The 19,972-nt window shown below is 70.6% G+C and carries 21 protein-coding genes; 5 read left to right on the top strand and 16 right to left on the bottom strand.

Going from position 1 to position 19,972, the window contains the following annotated elements:
• Nucleotides 1-45: 45 nt before the first annotated feature.
• Entirely contained in the window at nucleotides 46-1,251 is a 1,206-nt protein-coding gene (locus J2W78_RS08810; RefSeq protein ID WP_253369813.1) for an HlyD family secretion protein, read from the bottom strand.
• Nucleotides 1,252-1,392: 141 nt separating this feature from the next.
• Here J2W78_RS08810 and J2W78_RS08805 point away from each other — a divergent pair, with 141 nt between their 5' ends.
• Nucleotides 1,393-2,055: a TetR/AcrR family transcriptional regulator gene (locus J2W78_RS08805; protein ID WP_253374003.1), complete on the top strand. Its 663-nt coding sequence runs from the start codon at nucleotides 1,393-1,395 to the stop codon at nucleotides 2,053-2,055.
• A 4-nt stretch (nucleotides 2,056-2,059) separates the two neighbouring features.
• On the opposite strand, the gene J2W78_RS08800 is transcribed toward J2W78_RS08805, so the two are convergent.
• Nucleotides 2,060-3,823, bottom strand: a complete 1,764-nt coding sequence (locus tag J2W78_RS08800) for an acyl-CoA dehydrogenase (RefSeq protein WP_253369811.1) — start codon at nucleotides 3,821-3,823, stop codon at nucleotides 2,060-2,062.
• A 109-nt stretch (nucleotides 3,824-3,932) separates the two neighbouring features.
• On the opposite strand from J2W78_RS08800, the gene J2W78_RS08795 reads away from it, so the two are divergent.
• Nucleotides 3,933-4,922 (top strand): L-threonylcarbamoyladenylate synthase, encoded by a 990-nt coding sequence (locus tag J2W78_RS08795; RefSeq protein WP_253374002.1) that lies wholly within the window; start codon nucleotides 3,933-3,935, stop codon nucleotides 4,920-4,922.
• 181 nt (nucleotides 4,923-5,103) lie between these two features.
• On the opposite strand, the gene J2W78_RS08790 is transcribed toward J2W78_RS08795, so the two are convergent.
• Genes J2W78_RS08790 through J2W78_RS08770 form a run of 5 tightly spaced genes read right to left on the bottom strand, consistent with a single transcriptional unit; the run spans nucleotide 5,104 to nucleotide 9,513 of the window.
• Nucleotides 5,104-6,867: a PAS domain-containing sensor histidine kinase gene (locus tag J2W78_RS08790; protein ID WP_253369809.1), complete on the bottom strand. Its 1,764-nt coding sequence runs from the start codon at nucleotides 6,865-6,867 to the stop codon at nucleotides 5,104-5,106.
• The gene (locus J2W78_RS08785; RefSeq protein ID WP_253369807.1) at nucleotides 6,857-7,195 is read right to left on the bottom strand and encodes a circadian clock KaiB family protein; all 339 of its coding nucleotides are present in this window, start codon (nucleotides 7,193-7,195) and stop codon (nucleotides 6,857-6,859) included. Before J2W78_RS08785 ends, J2W78_RS08790 begins: the two co-directional genes overlap by 11 nt.
• On the bottom strand, nucleotides 7,192-7,569 hold the full coding sequence (locus J2W78_RS08780; protein ID WP_253369805.1) for a circadian clock KaiB family protein: 378 nt from the start codon (nucleotides 7,567-7,569) through the stop codon (nucleotides 7,192-7,194). The genes J2W78_RS08785 and J2W78_RS08780 overlap by 4 nt, the downstream gene beginning before the upstream one ends.
• Nucleotides 7,566-9,293, bottom strand: coding sequence for a circadian clock protein KaiC (kaiC, locus tag J2W78_RS08775; protein ID WP_253369803.1), 1,728 nt, complete (start codon nucleotides 9,291-9,293; stop codon nucleotides 7,566-7,568). The genes J2W78_RS08780 and kaiC overlap by 4 nt, the downstream gene beginning before the upstream one ends.
• Nucleotides 9,283-9,513, bottom strand: coding sequence for a hypothetical protein (locus J2W78_RS08770; protein WP_253369801.1), 231 nt, complete (start codon nucleotides 9,511-9,513; stop codon nucleotides 9,283-9,285). Before J2W78_RS08770 ends, kaiC begins: the two co-directional genes overlap by 11 nt.
• Nucleotides 9,514-9,707: 194 nt before the next feature.
• On the opposite strand from J2W78_RS08770, the gene J2W78_RS08765 reads away from it, so the two are divergent.
• Entirely contained in the window at nucleotides 9,708-10,094 is a 387-nt protein-coding gene (locus J2W78_RS08765; protein ID WP_253369799.1) for a response regulator, read from the top strand.
• Between the two features lie 24 nt (nucleotides 10,095-10,118).
• On the opposite strand, the gene J2W78_RS08760 is transcribed toward J2W78_RS08765, so the two are convergent.
• From J2W78_RS08760 to J2W78_RS08750, 3 genes are all read right to left on the bottom strand, one after another.
• Nucleotides 10,119-11,489: an ATP-binding protein gene (locus J2W78_RS08760; RefSeq protein ID WP_253374001.1), complete on the bottom strand. Its 1,371-nt coding sequence runs from the start codon at nucleotides 11,487-11,489 to the stop codon at nucleotides 10,119-10,121.
• An 85-nt stretch (nucleotides 11,490-11,574) separates the two neighbouring features.
• A complete protein-coding gene (locus J2W78_RS08755) occupies nucleotides 11,575-12,258 on the bottom strand; it encodes a response regulator transcription factor (protein WP_253369797.1) in 684 nt (227 codons plus the stop codon).
• A 24-nt stretch (nucleotides 12,259-12,282) separates the two neighbouring features.
• A complete protein-coding gene (locus J2W78_RS08750; protein ID WP_253369796.1) occupies nucleotides 12,283-12,615 on the bottom strand; it encodes a PepSY domain-containing protein in 333 nt (110 codons plus the stop codon).
• A 166-nt stretch (nucleotides 12,616-12,781) separates the two neighbouring features.
• On the opposite strand from J2W78_RS08750, the gene J2W78_RS08745 reads away from it, so the two are divergent.
• Nucleotides 12,782-13,408: a thermonuclease family protein gene (locus J2W78_RS08745; RefSeq protein WP_253369793.1), complete on the top strand. Its 627-nt coding sequence runs from the start codon at nucleotides 12,782-12,784 to the stop codon at nucleotides 13,406-13,408.
• 147 nt (nucleotides 13,409-13,555) lie between these two features.
• Here J2W78_RS08745 and J2W78_RS08740 read toward each other — a convergent pair whose 3' ends face one another.
• The 6 genes from J2W78_RS08740 to J2W78_RS08715 all read right to left on the bottom strand — a co-directional run bounded on the left by J2W78_RS08740 (nucleotide 13,556) and on the right by J2W78_RS08715 (nucleotide 19,171).
• Complete coding sequence (locus J2W78_RS08740) at nucleotides 13,556-13,849, bottom strand: hypothetical protein (RefSeq protein ID WP_253369791.1); 294 nt, start codon at nucleotides 13,847-13,849, stop codon at nucleotides 13,556-13,558.
• Between the two features lie 4 nt (nucleotides 13,850-13,853).
• Nucleotides 13,854-14,201, bottom strand: a complete 348-nt coding sequence (locus tag J2W78_RS08735) for a DUF3325 domain-containing protein (protein WP_253369789.1) — start codon at nucleotides 14,199-14,201, stop codon at nucleotides 13,854-13,856.
• On the bottom strand, nucleotides 14,198-15,790 hold the full coding sequence (locus J2W78_RS08730) for a PepSY-associated TM helix domain-containing protein (protein WP_253369788.1): 1,593 nt from the start codon (nucleotides 15,788-15,790) through the stop codon (nucleotides 14,198-14,200). The genes J2W78_RS08735 and J2W78_RS08730 overlap by 4 nt, the downstream gene beginning before the upstream one ends.
• Complete coding sequence (locus J2W78_RS08725; protein ID WP_253369786.1) at nucleotides 15,787-16,089, bottom strand: iron transporter; 303 nt, start codon at nucleotides 16,087-16,089, stop codon at nucleotides 15,787-15,789. Before J2W78_RS08725 ends, J2W78_RS08730 begins: the two co-directional genes overlap by 4 nt.
• An 11-nt stretch (nucleotides 16,090-16,100) precedes the next feature.
• Complete coding sequence (locus J2W78_RS08720; RefSeq protein WP_253369784.1) at nucleotides 16,101-18,443, bottom strand: TonB-dependent siderophore receptor; 2,343 nt, start codon at nucleotides 18,441-18,443, stop codon at nucleotides 16,101-16,103.
• A gap of 242 nt (nucleotides 18,444-18,685) precedes the next feature.
• Nucleotides 18,686-19,171, bottom strand: a complete 486-nt coding sequence (locus J2W78_RS08715; RefSeq protein WP_253369782.1) for a hypothetical protein — start codon at nucleotides 19,169-19,171, stop codon at nucleotides 18,686-18,688.
• 342 nt (nucleotides 19,172-19,513) lie between these two features.
• On the opposite strand from J2W78_RS08715, the gene J2W78_RS08710 reads away from it, so the two are divergent.
• The gene (locus J2W78_RS08710; RefSeq protein ID WP_253369780.1) at nucleotides 19,514-19,705 is read left to right on the top strand and encodes a hypothetical protein; all 192 of its coding nucleotides are present in this window, start codon (nucleotides 19,514-19,516) and stop codon (nucleotides 19,703-19,705) included.
• Nucleotides 19,706-19,972: the final 267 nt, after the last annotated feature.

Raw genomic sequence — 19,972 nt, 5'->3', positions numbered from 1 at the left:
ATGAGCGGTGGCGCCGGCCGGCTCTCGCAGGCTGGCGATAAAGTCTCAGTGTCGGGCGGCGAGCCGCTGCACCGGCGCGTCGGCGCCCTCGCGGGTATCGACCTTCACCACCACGGACAGGCCGGGCCGCAGCAGGCCCTCGCGGGCGACATCCTCGGGCACGTGGACGCGCACCGGTAGGCGCTGGACGATCTTGGTGAAGTTGCCGGTGGCGTTGTCCGGCGGCAGCAGGCTGAAGACCGAGCCGGAGGCGGGCGAGAGCGACTCGACCGTGCCGACGATGTCGCGGTCGGGATAGGCGTCCACGTGGATGTGGACCTCCTGGCCGGGCCGGACGCGGCCAAGCTGCGTCTCCTTGAAGTTCGCATCGACCCGTACGCTCTGCAGCGGCACCAGGGCGGCGATGCGCGAGCCGGGGGAGACGTAGGCACCGGCTTCCACCGCCTTGTTGCCGACGACGCCGTCGAAGGGCGCGCGGATCACCGCGAAATCGAGGTCGCGCCGCGCGCGGTCGGCGGCGGTGCGCAGTTCCGCGGCGAGGTTCTGGGCCTCGCGTGTCTGCGCCTTCAGCACTTCGACATTGGCTCGCGCAGCGACGAGGGCGGCCTCGGCCGACTTCACCGCCGCCTCGGTGCGATCGCGATCGGCCTTGGCCTGATCGAGACGGGATTTCGCGACGAAATCGGCCTGCATCCCCGTGGCGCGGGCGTAGTCGGCGCCGGCCCGCACGGCGTCGGCCCGCGCGGCATCGATCTGCGCTGCGCTCTGCAGCACCTGCGCCTGCGCGGCTTCCGCCTGCCGGCCGACGCGGGCGATGGTACTCTCCTGGGTGGCGAGCTTGTCCTGCGCCGCCGTCACCGCGAGGCGGTAATCGCCGTCGTCGAGCCGGGCGATGACGTCGCCCCGCTTCACCGCCTGCCCGTTCACCACCGGCACCGCCGCCAGATAGCCCGACACCTTGGCGGCCAGAACCGAAATGTCCGCCTGCACGTAGGCGTCATCGGTGCTGACGAAGAAGCGCCCGACCGTCCACCAGTCCCAGCCGGCATAGGCGCCGCCGCCTAGGCCTGCGCAGAGCACGAGGCCCAGCACCGCGCGCCGAACCGGCCGGCGTGGCTTGGCGGCGGAGGGCGGCACCGGCTCGGCGACAGGGGCGAGGCGCACGGCCGGCGCGCGGTCGGCCTCGGCCCGCTCCTCCTCGGCCGTCTCAAGGGCGGCCTCCGACCGGCGGGAATCCTCACGCAGCGACATGGCTGACATCCCGGACATGCATTGACCGAACCGTTCGGTCACCCGACGGGTCGAGTTGACGCCGCCCTCATTCGGAGGCTAGCTAACATTGACTGAACGGTTCGGTCAATGCGGACAAGTCAGGGTCAGCGGGTTCAGGCGATGGCGAGTGCGGCGATACAGGAGCGGGGGCAGGCGGCCCCCCAGGGAACGCCCACGGGCGAGAGCGAAAAGCGCCGGCAGATCCTGGAGGGCGCGCGTCAGGTGTTCATGGCGTCGGGCTTCGACGGGGCCAGCATGGGCGAGATCGCCAAGACGGCCAACGTCTCGAAGGGCACGCTCTACGTCTACTTCGACAGCAAGGAAGCCCTGTTCGAGGCTCTGACCACCGAAGCGAAGGCGGGTTTGGCCGAGAACCTGTTCCGGCTCGACGAGGACGACCCGGATGTCCGCGCCGTGCTGACGCGGCTCGGGACCAGCTACCTCACGATGATGGCGCGGCCGGAGCACGTCTCGATCATCCGCATGGTGATCGGCGCCTGCGAGAAGTTTCCCCGGTTCGGGCAGGCCTTCTACGAGGCCGGCCCGGCCTGCGGGGTCGGGCGGCTGAAGGCCTATATCGACGCCCAGGTCGCCGCCGGGCGCCTGCGCGCCGACGACACGGATCTTGCCGCCAAGCACTTCCTCCAGCTCTGCCAAGCGGGGATGCTGACGCGGCTGCTGTTCAACGCCGGTGAAGCGCCCGACGAAGCCGAGATTGGCCACCGGGTCGCGGAAGCCATTCGCGTCTTCTACGCGGGCTACGGACCGTCCACGGCGGGGTGACTGCTCACCCCGCAAGCGCGAAGGCGGGATCGTCGGCGAAGTCCCCGCCCGAGAGAATCGACTGCTCCAGGCCGGTCGCCGCCGGTAACAGGTTCTCGGCGAAGAAGCGGGCGAGCGCGATGCGTGCGGCGTGGGCGGGGTCGGTCTCGCCGGCCTTCACGGCCGCGCTCGAAGCCAACCCCGCCGTCGCGAGGCAGGCCGCGCCCTGAACCAGGCCGAACAGGCGCAGATACGGCGTCGCGCCGGGGAGCGCCTCCTGCGGCCGGTTCGAGGCGAGCGCCTTGAGGAGGAAGCTCGTCGCCCGGTCGAGGCTGCCGATGCCCTCGCGCAGGCGCGGTGCCGCGTGGCCGAAGCCGGGCGCGCCGTCCTTCAGGAGCCCCTCCGCCACCCGCCGCATCGTGGCGATCTGCGCGCCGACGGTGACGCCGCCGTTGAGCGGCAGCTTGCGGGTGACGAGGTCGATCGCCTGGATGCCATTGGTGCCCTCGTAGATGCCGAGGATGCGTGCATCGCGCATGAGCTGGGCCGCGCCCGTCTCCTCGACGAAGCCCATGCCGCCATGGACCTGCACGCCGAGCGAGGTCACCTCGTTGGCGATGTCGGTCGAGAAGGCCTTGGCCACCGGCGTCAGCAGCGAGGCGCGGTCATGCGCCGCCTTCCCCTCGGGGCCGTGCGCGGCGTCGAGCGCTTGCGCGGTGAGGTAGCAGATGCCGCGGGAGGCCGCCGTGTAGGCCTTCATGGTCAGCAGCGTGCGCTGGATGTCGGCATGCGCCACGATGGCGCTGACCGGCTCAGGGGAGCCCGGTGCCCGGCCCTGGCGGCGCTCGCGGGCATAGTCGAGGGCCTTCTGATACGCAGCTTCCGCCACGCCCACGCCCTGCAGCCCGACATTGAGCCGGGCCGAGTTCATCATCGTGAACATGCAGGCCAGCCCCCGGTTCTCCTCGCCGATCAGCCAGCCGGTGGCACCGCCCGCGTCACCGAAGGCCATGGAGCAGGTGGGCGAGGCGTGGATGCCGAGCTTGTGCTCGATGCCCGAACACCGCAGGTCGTTGAGGCGCCCATCCGGCAGCACCTTCGGCACGAGGAACAGCGAGATGCCGCGGGTGCCGGCCGGCGCGTCCTTGAGCCGGGCGAGCACGAGGTGGCAGATGTTGTCGGCCAGGTCGTGCTCGCCATAGGTGATGTAGATCTTGGCGCCTGTGATCCGGTAGCTGCCGTCGCCGTTGGGCTCGGCGCGGGTGCGCAGAGCCGAGAGGTCCGAGCCCGCCTGCGGCTCGGTCAGGTTCATGGTCGCGGTCCACTCGCCCGAGACCAGCTTTTCGAGGTAGCGGCCCTTGAGATCATCGGAGCCGTGGGCGGCCAGCGCCTCGATGCCGCCGACGGTGAGGATCGGGCACAGGCCGAAGGCGAGGTTGGCCCCGTTCCACATCTCGGTGCAGGCGGCGGCGATCAGGTGCGGCAGGCCTTGGCCGCCATGGTCGGGCGCGGCGAGCACGCCGTTCCATCCGCCCTCAACGAAGGCGCGGTAGGCCTCGCGCCAGCCCGGAGGGGTGGTGACGCGGCCGTCCGAGAACGGCGTGCCGTGGCGGTCGCCGATGCGGTTCAAGGGGGCGATGACGTTGCCGGCGAACCGGCCCGCCTCTTCGAGGATGGCCCCCGCATCGTCAGGGCCGATCTCGGCCCCGCTCTGCGCCAGCACGGCGTCGAGGTCTGCGACGTGGCGGAGCGTGAAGACTATCTCCTCGACGGGCGCGCGATAGCTCATGATCCGTTCACCGCTCCTCCCGCCGCGCGTCGAGGGGGCGGCGATCCCGTTTGACGGCTTGCGGCTGAAGGGTCTACGGCCGGCCGTTCTTCCTCGCATCCACTCCGACATGGACGCCCTACCGTCAACCATCCCCACGCTGCGCCTGTCGGCCGACGCGGACGGCCTCGCGCGGGCGGCTGCCCTGATCCGGGCCGGGCGCCTCGTCGCCCTGCCGACGGAGACGGTCTACGGGCTCGGGGCCGACGCCACCGATCCGGAGGCGGTCGCCGCGATCTATGCCGCCAAGGGCCGCCCGCGCTTCAACCCGCTGATCGCCCATGTCGCGACGCCTGAGGCTGCACGGGCCGAGGGGGTGTTCGACGAGGCTGCCCTGCGGCTCGCTGAAGCCTTCTGGCCGGGGCCGCTGACCCTGGTGGTGCCGGCGGCCCCCGGCGGCTCGGTCTGCGATCTCGCCCGGGCCGGGCTCGACAGCGTCGCCTTGCGCGTGCCGGCCCACACCATCGCCCGCGCGCTGCTGGAACGGGCCGGGCGGCCGGTGGCGGCGCCCTCGGCCAACCGCTCGGGGCGGGTGAGCCCGACAAGCGCCGACCATGTGCTGACCGATCTCGACGGGCGCATCGCAGCCGTGCTCGACGGGGGCGAGTGCCCGGTCGGGGTCGAGTCGACCGTGGTCGCCTGCCTCGGCGGGCCGCCCCGGCTGCTGCGCCCCGGCGGGGTGACGGGGGAGGCCCTCGCGGCCGTGCTGGGCTTTGCCCCCGAGGCGGCCGGTGATCCGGGCTCGCGACCCGTGGGCCCCGGCCTTCTCGCCTCCCACTACGCGCCGCGGGCCGGGGTGCGGCTCGGCGCACAGAGTGTTGAGCCCGGCGAAGCGGTTCTGCTGTTCGGTGCCTTCCGCCCCCCTGGGCTGGAGCATGCGGCGGCGGTCGAATCCCTGAGCGAGCGCGGCGATCCGGCCGAGGCCGCCACCCGGCTGTTCGGAGCCCTGCGTCGGCTCGACGCCTCGGGCGCCCCGACCATCGCCGTCGCCCCGGTGCCGGAGGAAGGGCTTGGCGAGGCGATCAACGACCGCCTACGCCGGGCTGCGGCGCCGCGCTAAAAACCGGCACGATTTTTCGTTGAACTTTTTTGCGGAACCAAACCGCCCTCGGTGCATTGTCCGATCACGAAGGCCAGTTCAGCCCCCAATGGCCTTTTCCCTTCAAGGCTCGGAGCAATCCGAGCCTTTTTTCTTGCCCGCAGCGTAAGCTGCTGCAGGCCAAGGGAAAATCATCGGAAAATCACTTCGCCCTTGCGCTGCGCCGCTGGATCGCCCGGCGCAGGATGCGCGAGAGGTCTTCCACCGAGTAGGGCTTGTGCAGCAGCGGGAAACCGTGGCGCCCATCCTCGGCCAGCACGTGGCTGTAGCCGGAGGAGAGCACGATCGGCATGCCGGGCGTCCGCCCCAGGATCGTGCGCGCGAGTTCGACGCCGTTCATGCCGGGCATCACCACGTCGGAGAACACCACGTCGAAGCGCTCCGGCGTCCGGTCGAGTTCGGCCAGCGCCTGCTCCGCATCCATCGCCCAGACGGTGCCGTAGCCGAGTTCGGCGAGCGCCTGCGTCGCGAAGGCGCCGACCTCGCGGTTGTCTTCGACCAGAAGCACGCAGGTGCCGTGGCCGGGGGCCAGCGGCTCGGGCTCGTCGGCGGACTCGACCATCGTCGGCGCGACCTTGGCCCGCGGCAGGAACAGGGTGAAGGTCGTGCCCTGTCCCAGCGCGCTCTCCACCGCGATGTCGCCGCCCGACTGCTTGGCGAAGCCGAAGACCTGGGACAGCCCGAGGCCGGTGCCCTGGCCGACACCCTTCGTCGTGAAGAACGGTTCGAAGATCCGCGTCAGGTCGGACGGGGCGATGCCGGAGCCGGTGTCGCCGATCGACACCGCCACGAAATCGCCGGGCACGGCCGGATGGGTGCGCAGCGCCGGGATCTGCCTGGCATGGCCGACGCGGATGCTCAATGTACCCTCGCCGTCCATGGCATCGCGGGCGTTGACCACCATGTTGACGAGCGCGGTGTCGAACTGGCTCGGATCGGCTTCCACGAGGCAGGCGAAGGGCTCGCCCGCCGCGTCGAAACAGGGCTCGATCAGGGTTTTCACCTGGATGCGCGCGCCGGTGAGCGTGCCGACCATGTCGGCCACCGACGCGACGCCTCGGCCCGCATCGAACACCTCGGGTTTCAAGGCTTGGCGCCGGGCGAAGGCGAGGAGCTGGCCGGTCAGCTTGGCCGCGCGGGCCACCGTGTCGGAGATGGCATCGACGTAGCGGCGGCGGCGCTCCTCGGCGAGATCGGGGCGCTTGAGCAGGTCGGTCGAGGATTTGATGACGGTGAGCAGGTTGTTGAAGTCGTGCGCCACGCCCCCCGTGAGCTGGCCCACCGCCTCCATCTTCTGGCTCTGGCGCAGGGCCTCCTCGATCCGCTCGCGCTCGGCCACCTCGGCGCGCAGGCGCGCGTTGGCCTCGGCGAGTTCGTGCAGGCGCAGCCGCTCCGCCGTGAGGTCGGTGATCACCCCGCACAGGAGGAGGGTGTCGCCGTCGCCGTCGAGGCGGCTCAGCGACAGGTAGGCCGGGCGCTCGATCCCCGCCTCGTCGCACAGGGCGATCTCGCCGCGCGCCGGCATCCGCGCCGCCTGAGAGATCAGGGCGGCCAGGGTCGCCCCCTGGCCCTCGGCGGCGAAGCGCGCGAAGGGCTGGCCGATCAGGCGCTCCTGCGGGGTTCCCAGGGTCTCGGCGAGCCGGCGGTTGCAGTAGAGCAGCGTCCCGTCCGGGCCGAGGGTGAAGGCGCCCTCCTGGATCTGCTCGATCAGCACCCGGTAGGGCCGGTCGGCATTCTCCAGGGTATAGACGAGCCGCTCGCCGCCCGGACCCTCGACCACGATGGCGTCGAAATCGCCCCGGCGGATCGCCGCGAGGGTGTCCTCGACCTCCTCCAGCCGCGTCTCCAGTTCACGGATGCGCGCCTGCGCCTCGTCCAGCGCCGTGGAAGCGGGCTCAGCGCTCATCGGCGATCTCGATCTCGCGCGCGAGGTCTTCGAGCCCAAGCCCGTCGAGGACGCGCCGCTCGTCGCTCAGATCGCCGGTGATGCGCCGGGCGGGGAGGGGGGAGAGCCGCACCAGGGTCGGCGCCGCGACCACGCCGTCCGCGCCCGCGAGCGCCGATTGCTGGTAGATGTCGACCACTTCGAGGTCGCATGCGCCCCCGAGCCGATGTTCGCACAGGCGGCGCACGCTCTCGATGCTGCGGGTCGAGCGCGGCGAGGTGCCGGCGACGTAGAGGCGCAGCCGGGTGCGCCCGGCTTCCCCGTGGCCCGTGATGTCCCCGCCGCTCAAACGCCGTCCACCTTCGTTGCGGGATTTGTCTCGGCGAGGTTCTGGGGCCGGATATCGAGGCCGACCAGCACCTTCTCGGTGTTGGACAGGTCGCCGATGATGCGCTTGAGCGGTGCGGGCAGGCGGCGCACGAGGGTCGGGATCGCCAGGATCTGGTCGCCGGCCGCGAGCTGCGGGTTCTTCATCAGGTCGATGACCTCGATGTCGTAATGGCCGGCAAGGTGCTCCTCGCAGAAGCGCTTGAGGTTGGCCATCGCCGTCAGCGACTTGGCGGTCTGTCCGGCGACGTAGAGGCGCAGGTGGTAATGGCCCTCCTCCACCATGCCGGCGGCGTCGGCGTCGAGCCCGTCCTCGGTTGGTTCGGAGCCGCTCATTGGGTGCCTCCCCGGCGGGTCGAGAGAATGCGCCGTTCGCTCGTCAGCATCGCCTCGCGCATCTCGTCCTCGCTCAACAGCACCGCCTCTTCCTCCGCCGCGACTTCCAGGGTGGCGCGCAGTTCATCGATCTGGCGCTCCAGCGACTGGCGCCGCCGCTCCGCCTCGCGCCGGCGGCGGCGGCTCTCCTGTTCGCGGCGCAGACCGGCGGCGGCTTCCTCCGCCTCCTGCACGATGCGGGCGGTGCCTGTCAGCACGCCCGCCGGGCCGATATAGGCGTCGACGAGGGCGATGCCGTCGCCCGACATGCTGAACTCGCGCACTTGGTTCGAGTGACGCATGCCGCGGGCCTTGATGACGTAGAGCGTGCGCGAGCGCTCCCCGTTGGCCTCGACGTTGAGGAGCTTGATCCAGGCATCCATCAGCGAGGAGACGCCGATGTTGCTGTCGTGGTCGAGGCTGCCGTCCTCGCGCAGGCTGGTGAACACCGAGGTGATGCCGCGGCTCTTCAGCATGTCGACCATGCGCAGCATCGTCGCCTGAAGCTCGGCCGGCGGGCCCCGCAGCGCCGAGAGCGGATCGACCACCACCACGGAAGGCGCGAAGCGGTCGATATCGCGGTGCATGCGCGCCAAGTGCATCTCCAGGCCGTAGAGGCTCGGGCGCGCCGCTTCGAACCGCAGCAGGCCCGCCTCGACATGGCGCGCGAGGTCGAGGCCGATCGAGCGCGCGTTGCGGATGATCTGGTCGCCGCTCTCCTCGAACACGAAGGACATGCAGCGCTCGCCGCGGGCACAGGCCGCGTCGACCATGCTCGAGGTGATCATGGTCTTGCCGGTGCCGGACTCGCCCGAGACGAGGATACTGGTGCCGCGGTGGAAGCCGCCGGGTTCGAGCATCGCGTCGAGGCCGGGGATGCCGGTGGAGGCCACGCCGTCGGGAAGCCTGTAATCGAGGTCGGCCGCGGTGACGGGCAGGACGCTGATGCCCTCGGCGTCGATCAGGAACGGGTACTCGTTGGTGCCGTGGGCCGAGCCGCGATACTTCACCACCCGCAGGCGGCGCGTCGTGATCTGGTCCTCGACGCGGTTGTCGAGCAGCACCACGCAGTCGGAGACGTATTCCTCCATCCCCTGGCGGGTAAGCTGGCCGTCGCCGCGCTCGCCGGTGATGATCGCGGTCAGCCCCCGGTCCTTGATCCAGCCGAACAGGCGACGGAGTTCGGCACGCAGCACCGTCTCGTCGGAGAAGCCCGCGAACAGGGTTTCGATGGTGTCGAGCACGACGCGCTTGGCGCCGATCGAATCCACCGCGAAGCCGAGGCGGATGAACAGCCCTTCGAGGTCGTACTCGCCGGTCTCCTCGATCTCGCTTCGCTCCACGCGGATGTGGTCGATGGCGAGCTTGCCCTGTGCCACCAGCCCGTCGAGGTCGTAGCCGAGGGAGGCCACGTTGGCGACGAGATCATCGGCGCGCTCCTCGAAGCTCATGAACACGCCGGGCTCGCCGAAGCGGGTCGCGCCGTTGACGAGGAAGGTGGTGGCGAACAGCGTCTTGCCGCAGCCGGCGGCGCCGCAGACCAGCGAGGGGCGCCCCTTCGGCAGGCCGCCGAAGGTGATGGTATCGAAGCCGTCGATGCCGGTGGCGACTTTCGCGAGCGCGGGAACGCCCTTGGATGCGTCTTTGGGCGTACCTTGGGGCGGGCTTGCGGATTCAGACGCCAAGGCAGGTCTCCAGCGCGGTTTCTTCCCCGGCCGTCATCGGGGGCAACCCGTCCGGTCCGCTGTCCAGGCGCAGGATCGTCATGGAGGAGCGCTGCGGCCGGGATACGAAGAAGGGGGCGGGCGCCGGCAGCGGCGCCGGTCGCAGGCGCCGACGGGAGGGGACGGAGGCGTCGTGAGGCAAGGGCGTCGTCATGAAGGTGTCATGGCGGGCCTCGATCACCCGATTCTGGCTCCCGTAATGCAAAGGCCAGGGGGTGGCAATACACGGCCCGGCGAGCGCCCGGCAGGCTCGTCGGGCCGTGATTCATGTCGATACTTCTTCGAATCTTCTGCGGCTCCGCTGAAACCAATCGCCGCGCGGGCACTTTGAGGAAAGCCGCCTCCCTTCGAAATTCTGCAGCTCGCTTCACCCCAATGTCCTGTCTGTCCGAGCCGACCTATCCGTCCTCCGCGCCGCACATCCTCGTCGTCGAGGACGAGTGTTTCGTGCGCATGGTGGCCGTGGACATGCTGGAGGATGCCGGCCTGCCGGTGGCCGAGGCTTCCGATGCCGACGCGGCCCTGAGGCTGCTGGAGGGGAGGGCGCAGGCTTTCGACACGCTGTTCACCGACATCGACATGCCGGGCTCGATGGACGGGCTGACACTGGCCGCACGGGTGCGGGCACGCTGGCCGCATATCCGCCTCATCGTCACCTCGGGCCGGGTCCGGCCACACGCCGACGACCTGCCCGATGCCGGCTTCCTGCCGAAGCCCTATTGCCGCTCCGACCTGCTCGGCGCGCTCGCCCAAGTCGCCTGAAGCTTTGTCGATCCGGCATCGGCCTCAAGCCGCCGGGACCGGCCAGATCATCTCCACCCGAAGGCCACCGAGTTCGGAGCGGTTGAGATCCATCCGCGCACCGACGCCCTCCGCGAGGTCGCGGGCGATGGCGATGCCGAAGCCGGTGCCGGGCCGGGTCTCGTCCCAGCGCCGGCCGCGGGCGATGCCGGCGATGGCCGCCTCGCTCATGCCGGGGCCGTCATCCTCCAGCACCAGACGGTGTTCGCCGCCCTCCGCGCGTCCCGAGACGCGGATGCGGCGGTGGGCCCATTTGCGGGCGTTGTCGAGGAGGTTGCCCAGGATCTCGGTGAGGTCGCCCTCGTCGCCGGGGAAGGCGATGTTTTCCGGGACTGCGATCTCCCAGCGCAGGGCCTCGCCCTCGGGCAGGCGCTTGAGGGCTCCGACGATCCGCGCCATGGCCGGTCCGATAGGGCAGGCGCGCCGCCGCAAGCCCCCCGACGCGGCCCGCGCCCGGGCGAGCGTGCGCTCGACCTGCCGGCCCATGGCGTGCGCCTGCTCGGCGATCTCGGCCGCCAGGGCAGGGGCGGCGGCTTCCGTGCGGCGGGCCAGCGCGTCGAGCACCGCGAGCGGGGTCTTGAGGCCGTGGGCCATGTCGCCGGCGCCCGTGCGTGCCCGCTCCAGGTCGCGCTCCTGCGCGTCGAGCAGGCGGTTGAGGTCGGCCACCAGCGGGCGCACCTCCTCGGGAAAGGTGTCGGGCAGCCGCGCCTGCGTCCCGGCATGGATCGCGGCGAGATCCGCCCGCAGGGTCCGGAAGGGCGCCAGCGCCCGGCGCACGAACAGCGACATGGCGAGCGTCAGCGCCGCGAACAGCGCGCCGAGCGAGGGCACCAGCAGGCGCAGGAAGGTGGCGCGGCTCTGGGCCAAGTCGCGCCGGTCCTCGGCCACCGTGACGGTGAGCGCCACCGCGCCGCCGTTGCCCGGAATCGAGACCCGCCGGGTCACGGCGATGAGCCGGCCGCCATCCGGCCCGGCAAGGTCGCCGACCGCCGGCTCCTCGGAGGTGTCCGGAACCGTACCGAGGCTGCGGTCCCAGAGCGAGCGCGAGCGCAGAGCGGTGCCGTCCGCATGCTCGACTTGGTGCCCGACTTGCCGCTCAACCTGCCAGTAGAGGCCGCCATAGGGCGTCGAGAAGCGCGAATCCGGCGGCTCGCGCGGCAGGGTCGGGGCTCCGTCCGGCGCCAGGGCGACCTGCCCGGCGATGAGCTTGGCGGTGCGGTCGAGGCCGTCGGCGGTGCGGGCGTCGAGCACCCGGTCGAAGATCAGCGTCAGCCCGATCCCGGCCAGCACCAGCGCCAGGGCGATCAGCCCGGCGGCGGCGAGTCCGAGCCGCAGGCGCAGCGAGCCCCGCTTCAGGAACGGCATCATGGACCGGCGCCGTCATTCCCTCTGCCCGCGCGCGGGCAGAGGGGTACGTTTCCCTGATCCCTTGCACCCAAGCTCATCGCGCGTCCGTGCTGCCGGGGGAATCGGACGGCACGAGGTAGCCGTGGCCGCGGCGGGTCTCGATGATGCCGGGGCCGAGCTTGCGCCGCAGCCGGGTCAGCAGGGCCTCCAGCGCGTTGGCCTCGCGGTCGCTGTCGCTGCCGTGGAGATGGTCGAGCAGCTCGCCCGCCGCCACGACCTGCCCCTGGCGGTGGAGCAGGAAGGCGAGGAGGCGGTATTCGAGCGCGGTGAGGTCGGTCTCGCGGCCCGCCACGGAGACCGCACGGGTGCGGGTGTCGAGTTCGACCGCGCCCGCCCGCAGGACGGGAGAGGCGTGGCCGGCGGTGCGGCGCAGGATGGCGCGCAGCCGTGCCACCAGCTCCTCCATCCGGAACGGCTTGACGAGGTAGTCGTCGGCGCCCGCGTCGATCCCCTCGACCCGCTCGCGCCAGCCGTCGCGGGCGGTGAGGATCAGCACCGGAAGGGCGACGCCGGCCCCGCGCAGGCGGCGCAGCACGCCGAGCCCGTCGAGGCGTGGCAGGCCGAGGTCGAGCACCATGGCGTCGTAGGTCTCGGTGTCAGCCCGGAACCACGCCGCCTCGCCGTCGCCGACGATCTCGGCGATGTAGCCGGCCCGCTCCAGACCCTCGCGGATGTCGGCCGCGATGCGCGGCTCGTCCTCTACGACGAGGATGCGCATGTCGTCCCCGGAAGCGCGCAGGCCTCAATCATCGTCGTCCACGTCGAGGAGCTTGAGGGAGCTGGCGTCGATCTTCACGTCGCGGCGCCGCCCGTCGGTGCCGAGGATGCGCAGCTTGTAGAGCCAGCGCCCGTCGTCGCGCTTGAGGTCGAGCGCCACCACGTCCCCCGGTACGGCGGCGCGGGCGGCGGCGAGCACCGCGTCCAGGGGGCGGATCTCGCCCCGCTCCAGGGCCCGCCGCGCCCGCTCGCCATCGTCGTCGGCTCGCGCAGGGGAGGCGCCGAAAGGCACGGCACTCAGAGCCGGGATCAGCGCGACGAGTGCGAGGAGGAGAGGGCGGAGCGGGAAAGGGGACATCGGGGCACGAGCCATGGCGCGGCGCAGAGATGCCCGAGCTCGGCTGACGCGAGGCTGACAGGCGGCGTCAGGCTCGCGCGACAGCCCGTCTGCGAGAAGGCGGCATCGACGGCGCAGCGCCTCTGAGCGGCGCGCCGAATGCCCTCTTCCCGAAAGCCCCATTCCGATGTCGCTCACCGCCGCCATCCTGCTGATCTACGCCGCCTGCCTCGTCGGCACCATCGCCAGCCCGGCCCGATCCCACGACGATCGCCCCTCGGGGGCCCCAAGTGCAGAGCCAAGTGCCCGGCGCCTGCTCGCCGCGCTCGCCGTTCCCGCGCTGGCGCTGCTCACCGGTCTCCAGGCCCCGCCGGCCCGCGCGGGCGAGGCCGCACCCCGGACCGTGAGCGGCCCCGCCACGGTCGTCGACGGCGCGACCCTCGACCTCGGCGGGCGGCGCCTGCGGCTCTACGGCATCGACGCGCCCGACCTCGACCAGACCTGTTCCGACGGGCATGAGCGCGACTATGCCTGCGGCCGCGCCGCCGCCGAGGCCCTGACGGCGCGGATCGGCGGGGAGAGCGTGACCTGCGAGCTGCGCGGGTCGGACGGCACCGCGCTGTGCCGGCGCGACGGCGAGGACCTCGCCGCCTGGATGGTGGCCAACGGCTACGCCATCGCCGACCGGAGCTCGCCGGCCGCCTACGAGGCCCAGGACCGGCGCGCCTGGGGCCGCCGTGTCGGGCTGTGGTCGGGTGTGTTCGAGATCCCCGCCGACCGGCGCCGGATGCGCCGCGCCAGCGCCTCGCTCTGATCCGGTTTCCGCTTGATCCAAGCGGGGACCGGATAAGCAAGCCCGCGCGGCGCCTGAGGAGGGGACCCCATCGCGCGAGCGCGATGGGGTCCCGCCGAAGCCCAAACCCGCCATCCCGAAGGGATCAACCGGATTGGGTATGAGGCGTCACCCCCGCCGCGCGAGCCCACCCGCGAAGTCGCGCAGGGCCGCCTCGACCAGGGCGGCGACCTGCGCGTCCGTCTTCGGCGCGCGGATCACGAGGCTCGCCATCACCTCCGGATGGACCCGCCGCTGCTTCGACGTGCGGGCATGGTTCGACAGGCGCAGCCGCTCCGGCCCCTCGCCGCGGGCGAGATAAAGGCTGTCGCCGCGTTCGTTGCGGGCGGTCTCGCGAAAGCCGTGCGCGGTGAGCAGGCGGCTTGCGAGGGCGAGCGCCTCGCGGGGCGGGAGCGGGGCCACAGATTCAGGCGACGGCGAGAACCGCGAGCGGCAGCGCGGCCGCGACGAGGGCGGCGAGCGCGGCGGGGGCGACGTAGCGCGGCCGGTAGGACAGGAGCAGCACCAGCCCGAGCGCCGCGCCGGTCAGCGCGCCGATCCACTGGACGGGACCGAACGCCCAGCCCTCCCAAAGCCCGGCGACGACGAAGGAGAGCGCGATGGCGCCCCAGCCGAAGAGGCGCAGGCGTAGCACCGCCGCCCGCTCCGCCTTGCGGTCGAACACCTCGGTGTGGTGCCGGTTCAGGCTGAGGCAGAGGGCAGCGAGCGCGGCGAAGCTCAAGCCAAGGTTCACGGCGAGGACGAGGGGCGTCATGCGTGGGTCGGCTCCGGGCGCCGCGCGGTCTGGCGGGCGGGAGAGGCGGGAACCTGGGCAGGCCTTGCGGCCCGCTTCGGCGCCTCGTAGCGCAGGATCTTGCGGGCGGCGAGCGCGAACAGGCCTGCCAGCAGCAGCATCGCCCCGTCGAACCACGCGAAGAGCGGATCGCCGCCCCCCAGTCGCAAGGGATGGTCGGGGATCGTCGCGATGTCGGCCGCGACCACCGCGAGACCCAGCACCGACACGGCGGCCAGACCCTCGCACCACGCCCGGCGCTGCGGACGGACGAGCGGCACCAGGGCCGCGACGATCCAGGCGCCGAAGAAGACGCGGATCTCCCACTCCTCGCGCCCGGCGAGACCGACGGGCAGGAGCCGGTTGGCGAGGAAGAAGCAGGCGATGGCCGCCGGCAGGCCGGCGATGCTGCCGACGTTCAGCGCCTGGACCAGCCGCAGGCCGAAGAAGGGCCGCTCCCCCGCCTTCGGCAGGCGCGCCAGCGACCAGAGCACGACGCCGGTGGCGACCATGGCGCAGCCCATGACCCCGCACAGGAAGAACACCAGCCGCAGCAGGGTGCCGGCGAAGTGCGCCTCGTGCAGGCCGGTCATCACCGTGAAGGTCTTGGCCGCGGGCTTGAGGCCACCGTCGCGGACTTCGAGGATTTCGCCGCTCACCCCGTCGAAGGCGATCTGCGGATGCTCGTGCGAGAGGCCGTGCGGCTCCTCGAACACCGCGACCACGGTGGCGTTGGCGTCGCCCGGATTGACGATCATCAGCCGCTCCAGCGGCTCCGCCCGGGACGCGAGCGCCCGCTCCACGATCGGCCCGAGCGGCGCCAGCGCGGCGGCCTGCTTCGCGGGCGGGCGCGGGGTGGTGGTCCAGTTGGCCTCGGTGAAGAAGGTCTGGCTGTTGCCCTTGTAGGCGGTGGTCACGCCCCAGGGCATGTAGAAGGTCGCGAGGGTGACGATCCCGGTATAGGTGATCATCACGTGGAACGGCAGCGCCAGCACGCCGGTGACGTTGTGGGCGTCGAGCCAGCTGCGCCGGGGCGCCTTGTCGCGGCGGAAGGTGAAGAAGTCGGCGAAGATCCGCTTGTGTGTGACGATGCCGGAGATCAGCGCCACCAGCATGATCATCGCGCAGAGGCCGACGACCCAGCGCCCCCAGAGCGGCGGCATGTGCAGTTCGAAATGGAAGCGGTAGAGGAAGTCGCCGCCCTGCGTGTCGCGCACGGTGGACTCGGCCCCGGTGCGCGGATCGAGCAGGATATGGCCCGGACGCTCGCCCGGCCGGGTGCGCCAGAACAGGTCGAGCACGGGATTGTCGGGTTGCGGCAGGCCGACATACCACGTCCGGGCCTTGGCCGCGTGCTGGCCGAGATAGGCCACCGCATGCTCTGCCGCTGCTCCGAGGGCGGCGGCCTCCACCGGCTCGACCTGCGTGAATTCGGGGCGCATCCAGCGGGAGATGTCCGGCCGGTAGTAGCTCGCGGTGCCGGTGACGAAGATCGCGAACAGCACCCAGCCGACGATCAGGCCGGACCACGTGTGCAGCCACGCCATCGATTGGCGGAAGCTTCCCTTCATGGCGTGGATCCTCCCATCGCCAGCCAGAGGAGGGCGCCCAGCACGACGGCCGTGCCGGCCACGGTGAGGAGCGCCCGCAGCAGCGTGCGCATCGAAAAGACGAGGACGACGATGCCCGCCATCACGGCGAAGCTGAGCAGCGTCGCCGTCGCCACCGCCTCCGAGCGCGCCATCGGCAGGGTTAGCGACAGAAGCGCGGTGGCCAGCGCCGCGACGCCGTAGCCCCCGCCCGCCGCCAGCACGACCCGGCCGGCCACGGAGGCCCGCTCAAGCGCCGTCGTTCTGCCCTGTGCCGCCATGCGAAGGCCTCCTACCAGCGGTAGCGCAAGGCACCGTAGACCGTGCGCGGCAACCCGTAGAAACAGGTTTGATAGCTGAAGCAACCGGTCACGTAGCGCTCGTCGAGGAGGTTCTGCGCGTTCACCTGGAGCTGGAAGCCCTGCAGCGTCGCGTCGAGGTGTCTCAGGTCGTAGGTGAGCAGGGCATCGACGAGAATGCTCGCCGGCACCTTGAAGGTGTTGGCCGGATCACCCCAGGAGGGGCCGAGGTATCGGACGCCGCCGCCGACCCCGAGTCCGAGCAGTGGCCCTTCGGTGAAGCGATAATCCACGAACAGCGAGGCGGTGGAGTCCGGCACCTGCACCGGCCGGCGGCCGGCGAGCGGCACCGACTGCCCGGTCAGCTCGTTGGTCGTGAGGGTGATGTCGCTGACGTTCCGGGTATCGAGGATCGAGAAGCCGCCGATGAGGTTCAGGTTCTCGGTGATGTTGGCCCGTGCCTCGAATTCGATACCCTGGACGCCGACCTCGCCGGTCTGGACCACGAAGTTGCGCCGCTCCGGGTTCGGGTCCGGCTGCGTCGCATTCGAGCGGCGGATATCGAAGGCCGCCGCGGTCAGCAGGATGTCGGTGCCGGGGGGCTGGTACTTGATGCCGGCCTCGTATTGGTTGCTGGAGATCGGCTCCGGAATGCGGCCGATCGTGCCAAAGGCCGGATCGAAGATGCGCCCGGCGGTGATCGGCTCGAACGCCTCGCTGTAGGAGACGTACGGCGCGATGCCGTTGTCGAACAGGTAGAGAAGGCTCGCCCGCCCCGTGAAGGCATCGGCCGGGACGTTCTGGATCGCCAGCGCGCCGGTGGCCAGCGTACGCGTCGGGCCGCTCTGCCGGGCCACGTCGTAGCGACCGCCCAGTGTCAGGACGAGCCGGTCGAACTTGATCTGGTCCTGGAAGTAGACGCCGGTCTGCTCGGCGGTGATCGCCGCCTCCGTGGTGAAGGCCGGGAAGTTGATGTTCATCTCGTAGTTCGGGAACAGCACGTTCAGGTCGGGCGCGCGCGGGAACGGGGTCGCGAGCGTGCGCGTGCGGAACGTACGGTGATCGACGCCGAGCAGGGCGGTGTGCGCCACCGGACCGGTCTCGAAGTTGGCCACGAAGTTGTTGTCCATCGTCCAGGCGTCGATGCCGACCTGGGTGCCCCCCTGCGAGCGGCCGAGGATCGGTCCGGTGGACGCGGTCACCGTGTTGAAGGCGCCGTAGACGCTGCGATAGTCACCTTCCGTGCGCAAGTAACGGCCTGCCGAGTGGAAACGCAGGTGCTCGTTGATGCGATGATCGAACAGGTAGCCGACCGAGGCCTGGGTGCGGTCGGAGCGCTCGATGTTGCGGTCGCCGTCGTAGAAATCGACCGGCAGGCGCCCGATCACGCCGTTGCCGAAATTGCGCGGGAACACCGTGCCGATTGCCGGGAAGCCGCCATAGAAGCCCGAGAACGGGTCGCGCTGGTAGTTTCCGATGACCGTGAGCTGCGTATCCGCGTCGGGCCGCCATGTGAGGCTCGGATTGATGAAGAAGCGCTCGACCTCCGTGGTCACTACCGGCCCGTCGCCCTTCCAGCCGAGGCCGATCACGCGGTAGGCGAACTGGTCGGCCACGCCGCCGGTGCCGTCGCCGACCGGGCCCCCGACATCGAAGCCGCCACGCACCTCGTTGAAGCCGCCGCCCTGCACGAAGATCTCGCCGTGACGGACGAATTGCGGCACCTTGGAGACGAGGTTGACGATGCCGCCCGGCCCCGACTGTCCGTACAGGACGGAGGCGGGTCCCTTGATGATGTCGACGCGCTCCAACCGGAAGGGATCGATGGTCGGCGAGGCGTCGCGGCTCCCGGGAAGCGGCAGGCCGTCGAGGAAGACCGGCGCGGTGAAGCCGCGAATGGAGAACTGCTCCAGACGGGTCGAGCCCGCGCCGCCGCGCTGCTCGGTGGTGACGCTCGGCGTATAGCGCAGCGCTTGGTTGATGGTCAGCGCGTTCTGATCCTGGATCTGCTTGCGGCCAACGACGGAGATCGACTGGGCCGTCTCGAGGATCGGGGTGTCGGTCTTGGTCGCGACGGTGCTGCGGCTGGCGACGTAGCCCGGCACCGCGCCCGAGGCGCCGCCGGGGCCGTACAGCGCGCCGCCGAGCGTGGCGCCGCGGCCTTCGCCGGTCACGCTCAACTCGGACAACTCGACGGCGCCGGCCGCATCCTGTGCCAGGCCCGGCACGGCGAAGCCGAACAGGGCCGTTCCCGACAGGAATGTCGAGGCGAGCAGGCGCAAGACTCGGCCCGCACGCGGAGCCGGCCGAGCGGAGACGGCGCGATCTTCGAACATCTTTTCCGGTACGCTTTTAACCTAGGTTATGAGAACCTAAGAGGACACGATGATTTGTGCCCCGCGTATGACAAACACCGAATGATGCATGCAAGATCTATGTTTTATAACTATTATAAGTACAAATACTTGGGCGCTCGATTAAGTTTGTGCGCAATCATTTTTACTGTCCGAAATTCTTCTGGTCTGTTGCGGTTCCGCATCGGTCGCACCGGTTCGGATTACATGCTCGGGACGGCGAGCTACAGATCCGTTCGGCCCGCTTCGCTCAGGACCTGCCGGCGCTCGATCGGATCCCAGATTCCCTCGAAGACCGGAGCCGGGCCCTTGGATCGCTCGTCGGCCGGCATCACCGCGACCGGAGCGATCGTCTGCTCCAGAGTGGGCGCGAGGAGCAGCACGGTCGCAAGGGTGCTGAACGCGCACAGCGCGATGATCACCCAGCGCGGCGCATCCCAGCTATGAAGGACCACGGATCCGGCCGCGAGGAGCGCGGCGGATCCGACGAGTTTGGGAAACATCGAAACCTCATCCGATACGATACCGGCCCCCGGTGCGAGCGGGATGCCACCGTGTTTGTGTCGGATCGGGACATGTGCCGGATGGATCGCGCGCCCCGCCCTGGCCTGTGGTCGTTTGGCCGGACCAGAGCCCTCAAGCGCATCCGATGGGGACGCCGCGACGAAGTGACGGGCACGGACCGAAGCGCGGCACACGATCTTGCGCAATAGTGATGTGCCCCGCCTATGTCATGAACCATATTTCATGTAAGGAGCCTGCAACGGCTCCACGGTTCCGAGTGATCGGGGGGCGAACAGTTTCGACGATGGAGACCGGCCCCCAATGACAAGCGTGTTGACGGTAATGGCTCTTCTGATTGCCCCCGTGGGGGCCCTTGCGTTCGGCGCCTGGGCGTTCGGACGTCTTCGTCCCGCATCCTGACGCACGACATCGCCGCCCGCTGGATCGGGCGGCGGCGCTCCGATGCGGCGTCCTGCCGATTTCCGACACAAAGCGGCATCACCGATGGGGCATCGTGAGGCGCGTACCGGCGAAGGGAGATCCTGCGCATGACGCTTCTGCTTCGGTTCACGCGGGGCTTGGCCTCCGCCGTGCACGGTTTCGTCCGCCTCTCGCCCAAGGTGATTCCTCTCGCGCTCGTCTCGATGGTCGGCCTCTCGTCCGGCCGGACGGCGGATGTCGACCGCGACCGCGACGGTGAGGAAGCGACCCGCTCCATCGTCTATCGCCACTACATCTGAGCCCATGCCGACCGCTGCCGACCGCGCGAACAGCGGCCCGTCCTCTCTGATGCGAGGATCGGCCGGCGCGGGGCGATCCCGGCTCGGGTATTCTTCCACCTGTGACGGCTCGATCCCCGAGGCGACGGCCCTTCCCGGAATCCAGCACCCACGCATCGTCCGGCGCATGGCCGGCTAGATCGTCCTGGATATCGGATCCAGGACGACGCTCTAGGTTCTTGTTTTTGCATCGTCTTTTTCCGAAAGCCGGTGGCCACCTTTCGGGAC

This window comes from Methylorubrum extorquens (assembly GCF_024169925.1).
Lineage (GTDB): Bacteria > Pseudomonadota > Alphaproteobacteria > Rhizobiales > Beijerinckiaceae > Methylobacterium > Methylobacterium extorquens_A.
The sequence above is the reverse complement of the archived record's forward strand: the minus strand, read 5'-3'. Positions and strand labels throughout refer to the sequence as shown.